This window comes from Alteromonas confluentis (assembly GCF_001757105.1).
Lineage (GTDB): Bacteria > Pseudomonadota > Gammaproteobacteria > Enterobacterales > Alteromonadaceae > Alteromonas > Alteromonas confluentis.
In genome coordinates, this window is the sequence record NZ_MDHN01000018.1 from 1 (window position 1) to 18,150 (window position 18,150).

An 18,150-nucleotide genomic window follows, 5' to 3' on the forward strand; every position below is an offset into this window, starting at 1 on the left:
CTGTAAAGACCCCATCTGACTTAATGCAGATGGTCAGTCCGGTTTTATCCTCCACACCATTACTGGCTTTCTCAGGCCGGACCTTACTCACTACTACGGCATCATCTGCCACCTCGCACCAACACCTGCCTTGAGTTTCCTCTCGTACAGATGCTTCTGGTTTATCACCAGAGACGGTGTCAGGCTTCCCCAGTTACTGCACTGGCTCCCTGTTAGAAATCCCACCCTCAAGCACAATACAGGACTGACCGAGTATCGGGCTTCACGCTATTTTGCACGCTTACCCTCCTGCATTGCCGAATCAGGTTCACTTTCGTTGTGTACTTCTAACTTCCTATGGCTTCCTTCAGACCCTGCCGTTAGCCAGCAACGCCCTTGCCATTCGGATTATCTTCCCCTCAGTCAGGGTGATTCAGGCTTCTTTCAACCTGACGGGTTTGCCAGCTTCGCTGGGCAAACAAAAAAGCGGCAATCTCTTGCCGCTCTGTTAGGAAAAACACTTCCGCATTTTATTACTGTTCTTTTCTCACAACAGATCGCGTTGCGCTTGAAGTTGGCCGTGGAGCTGCGCGACTCGATACGCCGCTTCGGTTTGAGCGTAAAGAACTGCCCACGTTATTGATAGATGTTTTTCTCATACGAATAGCTGGCCCGTTGCTGTACTGATAATAACCATCATAGATTCCAAAGCCCCAAGGCGTAGAGAACGGTCTGTAAGCACCGTAATAGAACGGAGAGTACCAGCCCATGCGGTAATCAAAGAACAGCGGACTGATATAGTTAACCGAGTTCTTACGCCACATATGATAATTATCACCGTTTAATAATGGGTACATGTACGGTTGCTCACCTACCATGCCGGCAATAGGTTTTTGCACTTCACCCACAAACGTCACCAGGCGCCCTTTTTCAAAATGAATAGGATCAACAAATCCGTCCATTGCGACTTTAAAGCGACCGATAGTCTCTTCACCCGCGTTAGGCTTTCCGTAATGATTCAAAGGGAAATTAACGATTTCGACAAAGGTTTTCTCGGGTTTATTTTCCACCCCAACAATAATCCCGCCCCATCGAGCAGTTTGTCCGATTACAGAATCCCCGCCGGTTACAGCGCGGTTATACGAAACAAGATTCGTATCGTCAGGCAAATCGATGTCGTCCGGAACAACAGAGCAACCTGTTGCCAATGCAATTGCAGCTAATAAGAAAAGAGAACGCAGCATAGTAGTTCCTGAATATTTGATAGGCATGTTCATTATCCTACCGCAAGCTGAATGCTAGCTGAACAGTAGATATTCTTAAACATTATACGAATGAAGCACTAAGAAGGTTAACGCCTTATCGCATCAGGCGTAAAGATCAACGCCGAGTAATTCACGGATATTGTCCCGTTGCGCTTCCCGCTCCAGACTTTGGTAAGCCGCAACAGCTTGTCTGCCTTTACCTTCAGGCTGATCATAACCGGTTTGCTGTTGAAATTTGCGTGCAGAATTTAATACGTCGTCAGAGGCATCGTTGCGGATAGGTTTTAGCTCAACAATGCCCTCGAGCGGTTGAGCCTGATCTTTCTGACGGGCATCAACACGCTCAGGCTGTCCGCGCTGCGGAGCCTGTTCCGGTCTGATGATGCCAAAGCCAGATTGGATTTCCATAATGTAAACGCGTTAACCCTTACAATTTATCGATTACATTTTATACAATGAGAGCCAATATTGAGAAACAAGTCAAGCAAAAATTGCGCCATCACTCTCTTCCAGGCAACTTTTTCCAGGTGACCTTATCGCGTAAGTAAACCGGCTCAATGTGTTCAGCTTCGCTTACATCGCCTAGAGCAAATTGCTGTTCGCCGAGGCTTAACATAAAGCGTGCATCGGGATACAAAACCGCTACCTCAAGGCCGCACTTGGCTGTGAGTTCCGAGTACGCTGCCCATCCAGTACCTGCTGGACTTGCACTATCGCTAAGCAAAGACGCAGCATGTTCGGGCGGGCAAACCATCTCTTCACCCAACAATTGTACTAGCCCGTTTTCAGCCTGATATTGTGCAAAATACACTTCGCTCATTCGCGCATCAATAGCCACTGCAACCGATGCGCTCCCCTGTGATTCAAAGACTTGTTGCGCCATAGCAGCAAGCGTACTCACCCCAGCCACTTTCAAACCTGAGCCCAAAGCCAACCCCTGAATCATACCGGTTGCGATGCGCACTCCTGTAAAACTCCCCGGGCCACGACCATAAACCAGACCATCAATTTCTTTTAGCGTAAGGCCAGCCTCTTTAAGCACCTCATCTACCATGGGCAGCAAACGCTGGCTGTGTTGTTGAGGACAGATTTCAAACCGATGAAAATCACCCTGTTCAGTTCTCACAGCCACTGAACAGGCTTCTGTGGCGGTATCTATAGCAAGAAGGTTCATACAATTCCTGTTAATCGATGGTTTTTAAAAATGACTCAACCACATCGAGTGAGCGGGTACGTTTCATGTCAGGCAGACTGGCAATAAATGTCTGCGCGTAATTTTTGGTTACCAGGCGATTATCGCAAATAACCAACACCCCTTTGTCGGTAGGGTCGCGAATTAAACGCCCTGCCCCTTGTTTAAGGGTGATAACTGCCTGTGGAATTTGAATGGCGGCAAACGGGTTTGCCCCCCGCTTTTTCACATCATCCATTCTGGCCTGTAACAACGGGTCGTCTGGCGAGGCAAAGGGCAGTTTATCAATCATCACGCATATAAGGTCGTTTCCACGAACATCAACCCCTTCCCAGAAGGCACCGGTACCCAGTAATACGGCTTGTTCGTCGGCAAGGTATGCATCGAGCAACGCTTGTTTTGTGGTGGTGCCCTGAACCAGCAAAGTGTTGTCTACGGCAAATTCCAAACGTTTAGCAATTTCACGCAACATAGCGTGACTGGTAAACAACAAGAAACATCGGCCTTTACTGGCGGCAATTAAACGTTTAGCCGTTTCGAATAAGGTATCTTTCATGCTGAAGCTGTTTGGCTCAGGCAAATACCGGGGCACACATAAAATGGCTTGTTCGCGGTAATCAAACGGGCTTTCTAATTCCAGGGTTCTGGCATCATCCAGGCCCATCCGCTTTTGAAAATGCGTGAATCCACCATCAACGGTAAGGGTGGCAGACGTAAACACCCAGCCGCGTGGCACCGCATTAATGAAACGACGGAACTTGGCCGCAATAGAGAGCGGTGTCAAATGCAGAATAAGATGACGCTGGGTAGTTTCATACCACAGGCTAACCCCATCCTGCAGGCCATCACACAACGCTGCAAGCTGGTCACGGGTTTGCGCTACACGTTCATAAATATTGTCGAGATCTTTATCACGGCCCAAGTGCAGTTTAATGACTTCGTAGAGCACCGCAATGCCGTCGGTCAGACGGGAAATCTGCGTTTGCACGTCTTGCCTGTCGAGGGCTTCCGCCCAGTTGCCTTTTTCCGGCTGTTCCGGGAACAGTAAGCGTAAATCTGCAGCAGCAATTCGGCATTTCTCGGCAGATTTATCCAGTTGGTCGGCGTCTTTAAGCACGGTGCGATAAAGTACGTTGATGTCTTTTGCCAATTCCTGCAGTTGTCGGGTCGACAACGATTCACCAAAGTAGTCGCTGGCAATGTCTGGGATTTGATGCGCTTCATCAAAAATAATGGCATCAGCCTCGGGGATCAGCTCGCCAAACCCGGTATCTTTTAAGGCCATGTCTGCGAAAAACAAATGGTGATTAACCACAATGATGTCGGCTTCCAGCGCTTTTCGACGCGCCTTTACAAGATAACAATCTTCATAGGCTGGGCAGTCCCGCCCCAGGCAGTTATCCACCGTGGAGGTGATAAGCGGCAATACTTTGGCATCTTCTGGGAGGGTTTTCAGCTCCCCTACATCACCGGTTTTAGTGGTTTCTGCCCAACTGCGCACGGTAGAAAGCTGCCCCAGCACTTCTTTTTCCACCAGCACAGAATTTCCACCGTGCTGTGACATTCTATGCAGACACAAATAGTTGGCGCGGCCTTTCAGCAATGCCGTTTTACGGCGACTTCCCAGCGCTTTCTTCATTACCGGTAAATCACGGTGATAAAGCTGTTCTTGCAGGTTTTTGGTACCGGTGGAAATGATCGCTTTACCTTCAGCCAGTAGCGCGGGGCCTAGATAAGCAAAGGTCTTACCGGTACCTGTTCCGGCTTCTACAATCAGGCTGTGTTGGTCGTCCAGCGCTAACTTCACCGCCAGCGCCATATCGGTCTGCGCTGCACGGGGCATAAAGCCAGGTATCGCCTGAGCCAATAATCCGTCAGCAGTGAAAATTGAAGAAACAGAAGGCATAGATCACAACTAAAAATTTAAAGCGCGTAGTATGCCAGAATTATCAGAAAAATGGGGCAGCTTTTCACTGCCCGGAAGAATGGATTATCGAAGGCGTTTTTTTAAACGGCTTCATAAACGCGATACGCCCATGGCGACAAAATTGGCGGTTGAGAGGCATCCAGTTCCACGGGCTGTTCACTGAGCACATCAATGTATTGGCCATTGTATAAATCGGCATCGAAGGTAGGCGAAACCACATCAGCTGACAAATTAAGGATGACTAACACCTTGCCGTTATCGTCTTGCCGTACATAACTGAAAACACGAGATAAATCGTTACACACCACCTGCAACATTGTGGCACCGTATTCACCGTTCCATAACGCTGTAGTCCGTTTTTTAAGCGCAATGAGTTGTCTGTACAGATCACCGATGGGATGCTCCTGCCATTCGATGGGGTCCCGTTCAAAGAACGCTAATCGTTTCGATTCCCCCGCTTCCTGACCATTATGGATGAGTGGTACACCTTCACCGGTTACAGACAACACAATCGCCGCTTCTAACGCGTTGGCAAATTGCTCGTGTTGCGTCCCATCCCAGGCGTTTTTGTCGTGGTTACTAACGAATGTCATCCGGTAAGCGGATTTTGGCCAACTACGCTCATTCCAGGAATAATACTTTCTTAACCGGTCAACCGGCGCTTGCCCATGAGCGATTTCATGTAGCGCCTCATTCCAGCTCCATGCATAGGACATGTTGAAGGCTTTTTCATGCAAATCGCGATTTTCCCATTCCGCCAGCAGAAAAACCGGTTTAATGGTATCTAACGCCACCCGCGCCTGCGCCCAGAAATCATTGGGCACATACCCGGCAACATCACAACGGAAACCGTCAATGTCAAAATGCTCTACCCAATAGCACATGGCTTCCACCATGTAACGTCGGAGTGCGGGTACGTTGTAATCGAATTCGATGATGTCGTCCCAATCCCACCAGGGGGATGGGCGGAAATTCCCCTTGTGATCCCGGGCATACCAGTCTGGGTGAGAAACGGTTAAAGGGTTGTCCCAAGCGCTGTGGTTCGGGATCCAGTCGAGGATCAGCTTCATGCCCAGCGCGTGCACGGCTTTTACCAGCTTCTCAAAACTGCTGGCATCGCCAAACTCCGGGTTGATGGCGTAGTAATCTTTTACCGAATAAGGACTTCCCAACTCACCTTTGCGATTCATTTCGCCAATGGGATTTACCGGCATCAAATAAATAATATCGGCACCGAGTGCCTTGATCCGTGCTAAGCCTTCCCGCACGCCGTCGAAATCGCCATTGCTGCTGAACTGACGGGTATTAACCTGGTAAACAACAGCATTTTTTGACCATTCAGGTTGTGACACCTGATAGCGATTTTGCGGTACAAACGGTTCTGCCATCTTCATTCCCTTTTAAGATTGAACGCCGGTAATTCCCTCGCATTTGCATTCGCAGGTTTTCACCGGCAATACATTGTTTACGCTGCAATAGAGGAAAAGTTTGTCATGCCATGCAACATTATTGATGCTAATAAAAAACCGGCAAGCCACTTAAGCCAAGTAACAGTACCCAAAAACCAAAAAACAATTTCAGTTTTTGTACCGAAAATGCCAGCACCACATACCGGGCCAAGCGGCCGCCGATGATAGCCCCTGCGCCTGCAAATAATACCACTTGCCAGGCTACCGCCTGCGTTTCAACAACATGATAAATGACACCAAACCACACGGATACCGCAGAGAGGATAACCGCCACTGCAATAGCCATGGTAACGCTAAAACCTCGCAAAATAAGTAGCACAGCAACGAGCTCACCAACACCCACAGATAACCATGCGGTAATCGCGCCGCCGACGAACCCCACCACAGGTAGCAGTAATACTTCCACACCAGTCATTTCCGATTTGAATGTGGTTTTACGCAGCAGCGGAATACTGGCAAAAATCACCAGGGCTAGAAATACCGAAAATACGCCAAAGCCAAGGTGTAAATCGTCCACATTGCCTTGAATGGCTGAGAGAAAAGGCACACTGCTCGCTGCGTACTGCGCCATAAGTAAACCACATACCGAACCAGGTATGGAAAGCACAAGCACCTGCGGTAAAACCGACCATTGCGCATTTTGCCTTTCAGCATGCGTAAAATGTCCCCACCAACTTAATGCCCCGGCAGTCATACCACAGCATTGAATGGCAAAGCTGGTGGCCACAATATCTACCGGTGCAAATCCTAAGTGGTTAAATACGGGTACAAAGACAACGCCTCCTCCGGCGCCCGTGGCGTTGGCGAAAATAGCCCCGATGACACCAAGCACGAGAAAGCCACCAAAATCTGTAGCCAGGGTAAGTGGTTCAGCCTGACTAAAAAACACCACGCCCCACACAAGCAGCAGAATAGAAGGTACGGTAAAACGGTTTAACAGAATGGACACAGATAGTTACTTCTCAAATTCGATCATTTTTTCGCCACCGGGGCGTAGAATCATAATGCGGTTTGTACTTTGGTGACATTAGCAGTAAATTGCATAGCGAATAAATAGGGAATCGTAGCAAAGGAGTTCACCAAATGCGAAATATCAGGGGCCGCTTTAAGCCAGTTTTTCTTTCCAGCTTGTTCACCACCCTTCTGCTCACTGCATTATCCTGCCAAGCAGCCTCCGTATGGCAGGTTTCCAAAGGTGACAATACGATTTATCTTGGTGGTACCTTGCACATTCTGAGTCCTGATGATTATCCTCTGCCCCAACAATACGATGTCGCTTACCAGGCTTCCGATTTACTGGTTTTCGAAACCGACCTGGCGGCACTCGTTTCTCCTCAGTTTGTTGAGCAAACACAACAATTAATGACCTACAAGAACGGACGAACCATTCGCGACGATTTAAGTGAAGATACGTACCAACAACTGAAAACCTATCTTGCTCGCTACGGTGTGAGTGTAACGCAGGTAGAAAAAATGAAACCGTCGTTTCTCGGTATAACACTTTCTATGATGGCGCTTCAGCATGCCGGACTTACCAATCCCGGCGTCGATAACTTCTTCTTCACCAAAGCAGATGCCGATGAAAAACGGGTAGACTGGTTTGAAACGCCCACTCAACAACTTGAGATCCTGTCTAAGCTTGGGGAAGGCGAAGAAGATGCTTATATTCGTTACTCTCTTGAAGAATTGGACACCATGTCTGAAACCCTGGAACCCATGAAGCAAGCCTGGCGCAATGGCAACATGAACCAGTTGTTTGATTCATCGATGGACACATTCAAAAACGATTACCCGCAAGTCTACGCCAACGTACTGACAAAGCGTAATTTAGCCTGGCTGCCGAAAATAGAAGAATATCTGGCTACGCCCGAAACCGAGTTTGTGTTGGTAGGCACCATGCACATGGCTGGCCCCGATGGCGTGCTTAGCATGTTAGAAACCAAAGGTTTCACCGTGCATCAGCTCCAGTAAATAGTACAAATAAATGCTTAGTTTTTGTTTCACTACATAAAAATACAATCAGATGAAATAAAAACTCTCTCCATTTGAAGTTTTAAACTATTCTTACAGCATGACCCAACGAGAACATCCCGGATCTGACGCGACTGGTCCGGGCCTTATTGAGCTTTGCTTAGCTGAGAGATAAGCATTGTCGGAGTTTCCATGTCTATTAAGCGTAAGTTTTTAATTTCTATTTCTGCGGTTATCGCCCTTTTCACCATTGTAATTTGTATCGTTACCGTGAGTGCGATTAAAACAGACATTGATGAACGGATCACTTCACAGGTTGATGCAACTACTAATCGCTTGCTGAACATATTCACCGTTACCGATTCGATAATGAGTGAACGCGTTACAAGTAGTATGGCGCTGCTAAAACAGCGTGGACAAGCTATTGGCATACCGTCTCAACGGGGAACGGCAATGGTCAAAGAAACCAGTGCCAATCAGCTCTACCTTGGTAACCAAACACAAGCAAATAATTTTGCGTTGGTAGACGGCCTTACGCAAATAATGGGCGGCACAGCAACCTTATTTAGTAAGACTGGCGACGACTACATTCGAGTGAGCACCAACGTTATTAAGGACGGACAGCGCGCCATCGGTACTAAATTAGCACCTCAGGGCAAAGCCATGGCAATGATAAAAAAGGGCCAGGCATACTATGGTGAAGTCGATATTCTGGGTAGCCCCTACCTCACTGGCTACGAGCCCATGTTTAATGCATCGAATCAGGTTATTGGTATTTGGTACGTGGGCTATTCAGCCGATCTAAAAGTGTTGGAAGAAGCTATTTCGTCCAGTCACATTCTCGATAAGGGTTTTGTGGCGCTTAGAGACGCGAAAGGCAATGTCAGAATGCACTCTTCACATGTAAAGATGTCAGACGTAGACGAAGCTTTGGCAAATCGCGGCGATTGGAAAACCACAGTGGTACCTTTTAAAAAATGGGGTTACGACATCATTCTGGTTGAATCGGAAAGCGAAAAATCCGGCATGTTGACCTCTGCGATTCTCCACCTGCTGGTCAAAATTTTGCTCGCAGGCGCCATTATCCTTATCGCCCTGGTGATACTGGTTAAACGGGTTGTTGGTCAGCCTCTCGACGAATTCCAAAAAGTGGTCAGCGATTTATCCAGTGGTGAAGGTGACCTCACCTTCCGTTTCGATGTGAAAAACGATGATGAATTTGGCCGCATGGCTAAAGCGTTTAATAATCTGTTAGAGCAGCTGCAAACAACCTTACAGACAGTCTGTCAAACCACACAAACCATGCTGGCGAAATCACAAACGTTGAACGATACCGCTCATGGCGCTAAAACAACGGTAGCGTCACTTACTAACGAAACGGATGCCATTACGGGCGCGATCACGGAAATGCACCAAAGCGCAGAAGCCGTGTCCAACATAGTTATTCGCTCAAGCGACGCCGCCCGCGCTGCCGATACCGATACACGAAACAGTGTGAATGTACTCAAAGCCACCATTGCTGACATCGAGAAGCAAGCCCAGGAAGTCGACGCATCAGTACAGGTAATCACCGAACTTGCCCGCTCTAGCGAAGAAATTAGCGGTGTCATGGATGTCATCCGCAATATTGCTGAGCAAACAAACTTACTTGCGCTTAACGCGGCTATTGAAGCAGCGCGCGCCGGTGAACAAGGCCGGGGCTTTGCGGTGGTTGCCGATGAAGTTCGTTCACTCGCCAGCCGAACACAGAGTTCTACCGAAGAAATCAGAGTGATGATCGAACGCCTGCAACAAGGTAGTCGTGATGCCTCTGAGCGTATGCAATCGAATAAAGACAATGCTTATAACACCGTGGAAGTCACGCAGAAAGCCGGAGAAACTCTGCAACAAGCGCTTACCGCTGTGGCGACTATCTCTGAATTGAACCAGGAAACGTCATCCATGGCGACGCAACAAGCCGCCGTTTCTAAAGGTATTTCCGGTCGGTTAGACAGTATTCAGCGCGCGGGTCAGGAAAATCTGCAGCATGCGCAAACGGTGTCTGATAACTGTGAAGAACTGGTGCAGCAAATTTCGCGAATGCAAGAGCAGCTCAAACGTTATCGCTTTTAATTGTAGTTAAATAAGCGGTGTAAATCCGACAATGTGTCGGCAATTTGCGCCGCTTTTTAATTGTTAAAAGAACTGTAAATCTCTATCCCACCACATAAACCAATGATAGATTTAACTTTTCTATACTTTGCACATTAATTGCAGTCAACGCTTATAACAATCTTGTCGAAAGACAAATTGCCTGTTCAGCAAGTTGGCATCAGGCTGCTTTAAAGGAGTAATGAATGAAAAGTAAAATAAAAATGATAACAAGCGCACTGGTACTGGCGACGATTGTCGCGGTTTCTGGTTGTGCGTCAATGGGTCAAGGCACCATAGCTGAGAAACGAGAAGCGATTATTACCATGCAAGATGTCGCGCTGGCTAAACTGTATAAAGAAAAACCTGATGTTCGTGCCCAAATCGAAACGGCACCAGGCTATGCTGTGTTCAGTAATGCCAACGTGAATGTGATTTTTGTTTCTGCCGGAACAGGCTACGGCGTGGTGAACGATAATGCCACCGGTCGTCAGGTCTATATGAACATGGCTGAAGGCGGTGTCGGTTTAGGGATTGGTGCAAAAGATTACCGCATAGTCATGGTATTCCATTCTCGCAAGGCTATGGATTACTTCGAAAAGAATGGTTGGACAGCCGGCGGCAATGCCGATGCAACAGCTAAAGCGGGTCAGAAGGGGGTTTCCGTTGAAGGTGAAGGCTATCTCGGCGATATCACTGTGTATACGCTGACAGAATCTGGTCTATCGCTACAAGCAACAGTGAAAGGCACAAAATTCTGGGTAGACAAAGCCCTCAACTAATTTCAGCTAACAAACCAGACACGGTGACAACTCAGATATGATGAAACGCCTGAAATGGTAACAGACACCCGCGAATTAACGTCGCATTGTGCATCGCTTCTATGGCAAAGTCCTGTACATAGGTCTTGCTTGGAAGCGGTGGCAACAGATATGGCCAAAGCTCTGGATCAATCACAACATCAAATAATACGCCTATATCACTAACCGTTAACTCTCCTTATTGACATGCGAGCTAACACATGTGAAATTACACATATGTGAAAAAACGTATGTGTAATTTGATTCATTCTATGGATGTACTGCAACTATTTAAATGCCTAAGCGACGATACCCGCCTTAAGTGTGTGATGTTAATTCATTGCTTTGGCGAGGCGTGTGTGTGCGAACTTATGGAAGCGCTGGCCCTGGACCAACCCAAAATATCCCGCCATTTAGCGCAGCTGCGAAAGTGCGGCATTTTGCTCGATGAGCGTCGGGGGAAATGGATGTATTACCGCTTACAGCCTGAATTATCAAAGGCTGCACGCACTATTATTAGCACAGCGGTTGATTGTCAAAATAATGAATTTGACGCCCTTAAAGCAAAGTTCACCCGCTGTCAGATCAGTGACTCACGCTGCTGTTAACCGCGACTGAAAACATTAAGCAAGGAATATGATGAAAATATTATTTATCTGCACACACAACCGTTGTCGCAGCATTTTAAGTGAAGCCATCACCAATAAAATAGGCGAAGGTGTGATTGAGGCGCGCAGTGCGGGTAGTCAGCCCGTTGGTGAAGTGCACCCGCTGTCAGTGAAGTATTTAGAAGAAACGGGCTATCACACTGAGAATTTGCGCAGTCAGTCCTGGGATGAATTCGAGGCATTTGAGGCTGATTTAGTGATCACTGTTTGTGACTCTGCCGCTGGCGAAACCTGTCCGGTATGGTTTGGGAAAAGCGTAAAAGCCCATTGGGGACTTTCTGACCCGTCGAAGGTAACCGGTACAGAAGATGAAATTAAAGCGGCTTTCCTTGCCTGCATCGACATCATCGAAAAGCGTGCCTGTGAATTGCTTAGCATTGCGACACACAGCAACGATCCATCTGCACTTCGCGCCGCTTTACAGACACTGGGGGCACAAGCCTGATGACTAAGATAACAGATCTGCCAAATATTGATGAGGGCCAGTGGCATGCGCCAACATTCGATGCTTGCGCCCCATCATCGCTCACGCACAAGCCACGCATTTTACTGCTTTATGGTTCATTACGGGTCCGTTCATTCAGCCGCCTTCTCGTGGAAGAAGCTGCCCGTTTGCTTACCGCCATGGGTGCTGAAGCGAAGGTGTTTAATCCCGAAGGGCTCCCCCAAACCGATACCGAAGATGAGCACCATCCTAAAGTAAAAGAATTGCGTGAGTTGATGATGTGGTCTGAAGGCCAGGTTTGGTGTTCGCCAGAACGACATGGCGCAATGACCAGTATTTTCAAAAGTCAGATTGACTGGGTGCCGTTAAGTATTGGTGGTATGCGTCCCACCCAAGGCAAAACCCTTGCGCTGATGCAGGTATGCGGTGGTTCACAGTCGTTTAATACGGTTAATCAGATGCGTATTTTAGGTCGCTGGATGCGCATGGTCACCATTCCTAATCAGTCGTCGGTGCCTAAAGCTTTCCTCGAATTTGAAGAAGATGGACGAATGAAGCCGTCGCCTTTTTACAACCGCGTTGTGGATGTGATGGAAGAGCTGATGAAATTCACCCTGATGCTGCGTGGCAACAAAGATTATTTTGTCGACCGCTATTCTGAACGGGTTGAAAGTGCTGAAGAGCTCAGCAAACGCGTAAACCAAAAATCAATCTAAGGGCAGGATAATGGGATTATTTGAACGCTTTTTATCGGTCTGGGTTGCTCTCGCCATTATTACGGGTCTGGTGGCAGGCAGTCTGTTTCCGGATTTATTTGCAGCGGTAGCTGGGCTGGAATATGCCCATGTAAATCTGGTAATTGCGGTTCTTATCTGGCTGATGATTTATCCGATGATGGTACAGGTGGACTTTTCCTCTATCAAAGATGTGGGTAAAAAACCTAAAGGATTGGTATTAACGCTTGTGATCAACTGGCTGGTAAAACCCTTCTCTATGGCGTTTTTGGGTTGGCTGTTCTTTAAAGGCCTGTTTGCTGATTGGGTCGACCCACAAACCGCCAGCGAATACATTGCCGGTATGATTTTACTGGGTGTAGCGCCCTGCACGGCCATGGTATTTGTATGGAGCCAGCTAACGAAAGGCGATGCAAACTACACACTGGTACAAGTCTCAGTAAACGATATCATCATGATTTTTGCCTTTGCGCCTCTGGCCGCTTTTCTGCTTGGCGTAACCGATATCACGGTTCCCTGGGATACGTTGCTGTTGTCTGTTGTACTGTACGTATTAATTCCACTGGTGGCCGGCGTATTCACTCGCAAAGCGCTGGATAACCACAACAACCACCAGCGGTTAAACCGTTTTCTTGCCACCATGAAACCCTGGTCGATTATTGGTTTACTGGCCACTGTGGTGCTATTGTTCGGTTTTCAGTCTGAAACCATCATCGCCGATCCACAGGCCATTGTTCTAATAGCGATTCCCCTGCTTATCCAGACTTATGGTATTTTCGCTATTGGATATTGGCTGGCGAAAAAAATGGGGCTATCGCATCAGGTGGCCGCACCGGCCTGTATGATTGGCACCTCGAATTTTTTCGAGCTGGCAGTGGCCGTCGCCATTTCACTGTTTGGCTTGCACTCCGGCGCAGCCTTGGCGACCGTTGTGGGTGTGCTTGTTGAAGTGCCGGTGATGTTGTCGCTGGTGTGGTTTGCTAATCGAACTCGACATTGGTTTGCCTGAATTCGCCGCAACCAAACAAAATTCACAATAAAAAAAGGCAGTGTCTGGATTCAATCAGATACTGCCTTTGTTTTTTCAAAGTAGAAGATTACTCGATGTCGAGCATCACCACTTTGCCCATTTTCTCAAGTTCTGCTTTGTACAACGAAGCGTCCCCTACAATCATGTAGACAATATTGTCGGTGGTAAATAGGTCAGACTGTTCGCGTACATCCTCCAGCGTGAGCTTGTCATATTCCTGCTGTAGCAGCATTGGATAATTCAGAGGTTTACCCTGCATCAGACTGGACTGAATTTCAGAAAGCACACTGTTGTTAGTCTCAAATGAACCCGGCAGCTTGCGAACCTCGGTAGTAACCGTTTCCGAAAGCTCAGTTGCTGTAGCCGGATTCTTACCGTTATATTCTTTCATTTCACGGTCGATTTCGTTAATAGAGTCAACGGTTTTATCGCTCTGAACCGGCGCATAGGCGAACCATGGACGCATACCCGCCGTGGTCAGCGACATGGTACGGGCACCGTAGGCCCAACCTTTGTCCTCACGTAGATTCATATTCAGACGTGCCGTGAATTTGCCGCCAACGATAGCGTTAGCGGTGTCGATTGCCAGCGCATCTTCATCGGTAATCGAGGGAATTAATTTACCCGCCAGAATCAACGACTGCGGTGAGTCCGGGCGATCAGCCAGATAGAACGTCCGGCCCTTCACTTGCGGCACATCAGCAATCTCTTTTTTACCGGCTTTACCAGAAACATTCCATTCACCGAAGCTATCGTTCAGCATGGCTTTCAGCGTCGATTTCTCAATATCGCCTACCACGATGATTTGCGCATTATCCGGACGTAACCAGGTGCTATGGAAATCTTTCAGCGTTTTAGTGGTAATGTTGCCCACTGACTCATTGGTACCGGAACCGGTTAGCGGCATGCCATAAGGATGATCGTTACCGAACAGCAACGGCGGTAGTTCCCGGAAAGCAAGCTGAACGGGCTGAGATTTCTCCTGTGCGATATTCGACAGCCAGATTGGCTTCAGCTTAGTCAGATCATTATCTCGCATTGCCGGTTTTTGAATCACTTCACTGAAAAGCGACAGTGCAGGCTTCAGATTCGCCGTCAGCGATTGTAGATGGGCATAAGAACTGTCCAGCGATGCGCCGAAATAACTGGCTGCACCCAGCCTATCCATTTCAGTTTTATATGCCTCGCCATCAGTTTTACCACTGCCCTCTTCCAGCATTCGCATGGTCATAGAAGACGTTCCCAGCGGATAGCCATTGGCATCAGCGGCGTAACCACTGTTAAACACCACGCGCATGGAAACATCAGGCACCGCATCCCGCTTAACAAAATAAACGGAAATGCCGTTGTCCAGCTTGAACTCTTCAGGCGTCGGGAACGCAAGTTCAGGCATTTCGGTGACTTCAGGCAATGTAGAGCGATCTGCGCTTTCACTGCTCACAGCATAATTGGGGAACGGACGCACAATCACCTGATGAAACCCGCCGCTCAGCCACGCTTTTGCGACCTCGTTGAGATCTTTTGGTGTTGCACCGGCATAGCGCTCGAGACTCTCCATATAGTGATTTGAATCATCGGCGTAAAGCTCACCTTCGGCCAGCACGTTTGCCTTTCCACCGAAGCCGCCGATTTTCTCCATACCGCGAATCGTCCGCGACAACGTGCGCATACGGGCACCGTCCAGCTCAGACTTGGTTACCTTAGACTTCACCAGCTTTGTGATTTCTTCATCAATGATAGCGGAAACCTCTTCTTCATCAGCGCCGTCTGCCAGCGTCACTTCTACATTGAAAATACTGGCAAGGGTGTGTTCTTCAACATAAGCACTGACGCCGGTAGCCAGTTTTTCTTTTTCAACCAAACGTTGATAAAGGCGCGATGTTTTACCTTCACCGGCAATTTTTGCCAGCAGGTTCAGTGCTTCAATATCATCGGTAGTACGACCTGCCACCGGCCACACGCGATAAATTCTCTCGGCAGCGACCTTATCGAAGACTTCTTCATAGCTGCTGATTTCTTTTTCCGGCACATAAGATCTCAGGCGTTTGACTGGCGGCCCTGGCGGTATATCACCGAAGTAATGTTCGACCTTTTGTTTGGCGGCTTCAGCAGTAATATCACCGGCCAGTACAATAACGGTATTCGCCGCGCCGTAATATTGCTTAAACCAGTCTTTCACGTCGTCCAGGCTCGCGGCATTGAGATCTTCCATGGAGCCAATGGTGCTCCAGCGATACGGATGGCCTTCCGGAAAAATCCCTTCCAGCAAACTATATTCAGCTTTACGATATGGTGAGTTATCGCCCTGGCGTTTCTCGTTCTGTACAACGCCACGCTGGTTATCCAACTTTTCCTGCGTAATCGCCCCGAGTAAATGCCCCATGCGGTCCGATTCCATCCAAAGCGCCAAATCGACAGCCGTAGACGGCACGTTCTGGAAATAATTCGTGCGATCAAACCAGGTGGTTCCGTTCATGTCGGTGGCACCGACCTGTTCGAACGGCTTAAAGTATTCGCCGTCATAGTTCTCAGAACCGTTAAACATAAGGTGCTCGAACAAATGGGCAAAACCGGTTTTGCCTGGTTTTTCGTCTTTTGAGCCTACGTTGTACCACACCGAAACCGCCACAATCGGCGCCTTATGGTCTTCGTGAACCAGTAAGGTTAATCCATTGTCGAGTTCATAGCGTGTGTGGGGAATTTCGAGACTCTTAACGTCGATAGATTGCGCAAATAGGCTGGTGTGCGTAACCGCGAGAGCGGCCAGCAGAAGCGTCTTTTTCATGAGTTCTGTCCGTAGTAATTATTTTAGGGGCATTGAAGCGAAGCGGCCATGTATAAGCCACAACCCGGCCAACGTCTTTGTGGCCAATTTTTATACTAGCGGATATTTGAACTGGGTGTGACGAAAAAAACGTTACTAAATATAAATATCCAGATGCTTAATTTTATCTCCATTTTCTGCATCTGGTTCAGCATCCTGATGTTCCTGCTCCTCTTTCAGATGTGCATTGTTTTCCTTGGCCTCATGTTCTTCGGCCATATGCCCATCCCGGCCATACAAGTCATCATGCTCATGGCGGTTCTGCTGATATTGCTTCCGCTCCTGTTCGCTGCTGACACGGCGCTCTTCATCGTGCTCCATTCGTTCATGTTCACCAAGCGCTTCAATACGGGTAATCTTGCCAATTTTTTGCACGCGATTTCGAAATTGAACCCGCGCACGGCTATCCCGGGGAAGAATGGGAAACAGCAAATCATTTACCATAATTTCGCTTCCATTTATGACAATCCTTTCACAAACACGTCAGTTTCACCCCTTTAAACTGAAGGATATAACTTATGACCAAACATTTGGTCTAATAATTCCCTAAAAAAGCCGTTTTGGGGTTGATTTAGCGCAGCCGATTAGCTAATGTTTGCCGCGTCTAAAGATTGGAAAGAATTACGTTACATGTTTAATTGCGCTGCGAACCATCACCACCATCATAAAGCATAGCCTTTCAGGTTTGTGCTGGAAGGTTATTTGTTCCTTCCAGCGGCGCAGATAAAGAATTCTCGACCCCCGGAAGGAAACTTCCGGGGGTTTTTCGTTTTAGCAGCTTCAAATCAGGTTCATAAAAGAGGAATGTTCACATGGGTGACAGCAAACGTCTGCGTATTGCAGTTCAAAAATCAGGCCGTTTAAGCGATGACAGCATCGCGCTGCTAAAAGCGATCGGTATTAAACTCTACATTCGCGACCGCCTCCTCATTGCCCATTCAACCAATGAGCCTATCGATTTGTTACGCGTTCGCGACGACGACATTCCGGGCCTGGTTATGGACGGTATTGTTGACCTGGGCTTCATCGGCGAAAACGAGCTGGAAGAAAAGATGCTTGAGCGCCAGTCTGCAAACAAAGCGGCAGATTTCGAAGTACTGCGTCGTCTGGATTACGGGGGTTGCCGTTTGTCTATCGCGGTACCGCAGGAAATGAAATACGACGGTATTCAGTCGTTGGAAGGTAAAAAAGTCGCGACAACTTACCCTTACCTGTTAGAACGTTATTTCAAAGAAAATAATATCAATGCCCGTGCAGTCATGCTCACAGGCTCTGTAGAAGTTGCTCCCCGCGCTGGCGTGGCCGATGCGATTTGTGACCTGGTTTCTACCGGTGCAACCTTAGAAGCCAACGGCTTGGTCGAAGAAGACGTGATTTTCCGCTCTAAAGCCGTGCTCATCCAACGTGCTGACGGTGCCCTGTCTGATGAGAAACAGGCGCTGGTTAACCGTCTTGTTCCGCGCATCGATGGCGTAATTCAGGCCAAAGAAAGCAAGTACATCATGCTGCACGCGCCGAAAGCTTACCTGGAACAAGTAAAGAGTTTACTGCCAGGCGCTGAGAACCCTACCGTACTGCCTCTTGCTGGGTCTGACGATGCGGTAGCGGTACACGTGGTCAGCCCTGAAGACTTATTCTGGGAAACCATGGAGAAGCTTAAATCCTTAGGTTGTCGTTCTATTCTGGTTATGCCAATTGAAAAAATGATGGGTTAAT

At 48.1% G+C, this 18,150-nt stretch carries 16 protein-coding genes and 1 other annotated feature; of the genes, 8 read left to right on the plus strand and 8 right to left on the minus strand.

The annotated features are described in order from the left end of the window. Positions 1–512: 512 nt before the first annotated feature. The 6 genes from BFC18_RS08500 to BFC18_RS08525 all read right to left on the minus strand — a co-directional run bounded on the left by BFC18_RS08500 (position 513) and on the right by BFC18_RS08525 (position 6,781). On the minus strand, positions 513–1,223 hold the full coding sequence (locus BFC18_RS08500; RefSeq protein WP_070125139.1) for a Slp family lipoprotein: 711 nt from the start codon (positions 1,221–1,223) through the stop codon (positions 513–515). Positions 1,224–1,346: 123 nt separating this feature from the next. After that, entirely contained in the window at positions 1,347–1,652 is a 306-nt protein-coding gene (locus BFC18_RS08505; RefSeq protein ID WP_070125140.1) for a hypothetical protein, read from the minus strand. Between the two features lie 91 nt (positions 1,653–1,743). After that, a complete protein-coding gene (gene tsaB, locus BFC18_RS08510) occupies positions 1,744–2,418 on the minus strand; it encodes a tRNA (adenosine(37)-N6)-threonylcarbamoyltransferase complex dimerization subunit type 1 TsaB (RefSeq protein ID WP_070125141.1) in 675 nt (224 codons plus the stop codon). 10 nt (positions 2,419–2,428) lie between these two features. After that, a complete protein-coding gene (yoaA, locus tag BFC18_RS08515) occupies positions 2,429–4,342 on the minus strand; it encodes a DNA repair helicase YoaA (RefSeq protein WP_070125142.1) in 1,914 nt (637 codons plus the stop codon). Positions 4,343–4,443: 101 nt separating this feature from the next. Next, positions 4,444–5,757 (minus strand): alpha-amylase family glycosyl hydrolase, encoded by a 1,314-nt coding sequence (locus BFC18_RS08520; RefSeq protein ID WP_425388361.1) that lies wholly within the window; start codon positions 5,755–5,757, stop codon positions 4,444–4,446. A 121-nt stretch (positions 5,758–5,878) separates the two neighbouring features. Continuing rightward, positions 5,879–6,781, minus strand: a complete 903-nt coding sequence (locus tag BFC18_RS08525) for a sulfite exporter TauE/SafE family protein (protein WP_425388362.1) — start codon at positions 6,779–6,781, stop codon at positions 5,879–5,881. Positions 6,782–6,915: 134 nt separating this feature from the next. Here BFC18_RS08525 and BFC18_RS08530 point away from each other — a divergent pair, with 134 nt between their 5' ends. The 7 genes from BFC18_RS08530 to arsB all read left to right on the plus strand — a co-directional run bounded on the left by BFC18_RS08530 (position 6,916) and on the right by arsB (position 13,589). Next, positions 6,916–7,803 (plus strand): TraB/GumN family protein, encoded by an 888-nt coding sequence (locus BFC18_RS08530; protein WP_070125144.1) that lies wholly within the window; start codon positions 6,916–6,918, stop codon positions 7,801–7,803. 192 nt (positions 7,804–7,995) lie between these two features. Then, a complete protein-coding gene (locus BFC18_RS08535) occupies positions 7,996–9,915 on the plus strand; it encodes a methyl-accepting chemotaxis protein (RefSeq protein WP_070125145.1) in 1,920 nt (639 codons plus the stop codon). A 224-nt stretch (positions 9,916–10,139) separates the two neighbouring features. Beyond that, positions 10,140–10,715: a lipid-binding SYLF domain-containing protein gene (locus BFC18_RS08540; RefSeq protein ID WP_425388363.1), complete on the plus strand. Its 576-nt coding sequence runs from the start codon at positions 10,140–10,142 to the stop codon at positions 10,713–10,715. A 347-nt stretch (positions 10,716–11,062) separates the two neighbouring features. Then, positions 11,063–11,341: a metalloregulator ArsR/SmtB family transcription factor gene (locus tag BFC18_RS08545; RefSeq protein ID WP_425388364.1), complete on the plus strand. Its 279-nt coding sequence runs from the start codon at positions 11,063–11,065 to the stop codon at positions 11,339–11,341. Positions 11,342–11,372: 31 nt separating this feature from the next. After that, positions 11,373–11,846, plus strand: a complete 474-nt coding sequence (locus tag BFC18_RS08550; RefSeq protein WP_070125181.1) for an arsenate reductase ArsC — start codon at positions 11,373–11,375, stop codon at positions 11,844–11,846. Next, a complete protein-coding gene (gene arsH / locus BFC18_RS08555; RefSeq protein ID WP_070125146.1) occupies positions 11,846–12,562 on the plus strand; it encodes an arsenical resistance protein ArsH in 717 nt (238 codons plus the stop codon). The genes BFC18_RS08550 and arsH overlap by 1 nt, the downstream gene beginning before the upstream one ends. A gap of 10 nt (positions 12,563–12,572) precedes the next feature. Beyond that, positions 12,573–13,589, plus strand: coding sequence for an ACR3 family arsenite efflux transporter (gene arsB / locus BFC18_RS08560; protein ID WP_070125147.1), 1,017 nt, complete (start codon positions 12,573–12,575; stop codon positions 13,587–13,589). Positions 13,590–13,677: 88 nt separating this feature from the next. Here the strand turns inward: arsB and BFC18_RS08565 are convergent, their stop codons facing one another. Together BFC18_RS08565 and BFC18_RS08570 are read right to left on the minus strand one after the other, a co-directional pair. Further along, a complete protein-coding gene (locus BFC18_RS08565) occupies positions 13,678–16,395 on the minus strand; it encodes a M16 family metallopeptidase (protein WP_070125148.1) in 2,718 nt (905 codons plus the stop codon). 135 nt (positions 16,396–16,530) lie between these two features. After that, positions 16,531–16,878: a hypothetical protein gene (locus BFC18_RS08570; protein WP_070125149.1), complete on the minus strand. Its 348-nt coding sequence runs from the start codon at positions 16,876–16,878 to the stop codon at positions 16,531–16,533. A 206-nt stretch (positions 16,879–17,084) separates the two neighbouring features. Beyond that, positions 17,085–17,201: a sequence feature (His leader region), on the plus strand. Between the two features lie 45 nt (positions 17,202–17,246). On the opposite strand from BFC18_RS08570, the gene hisG reads away from it, so the two are divergent. Next, positions 17,247–18,149: an ATP phosphoribosyltransferase gene (gene hisG / locus BFC18_RS08575; protein WP_070125150.1), complete on the plus strand. Its 903-nt coding sequence runs from the start codon at positions 17,247–17,249 to the stop codon at positions 18,147–18,149. Position 18,150: the final 1 nt, after the last annotated feature.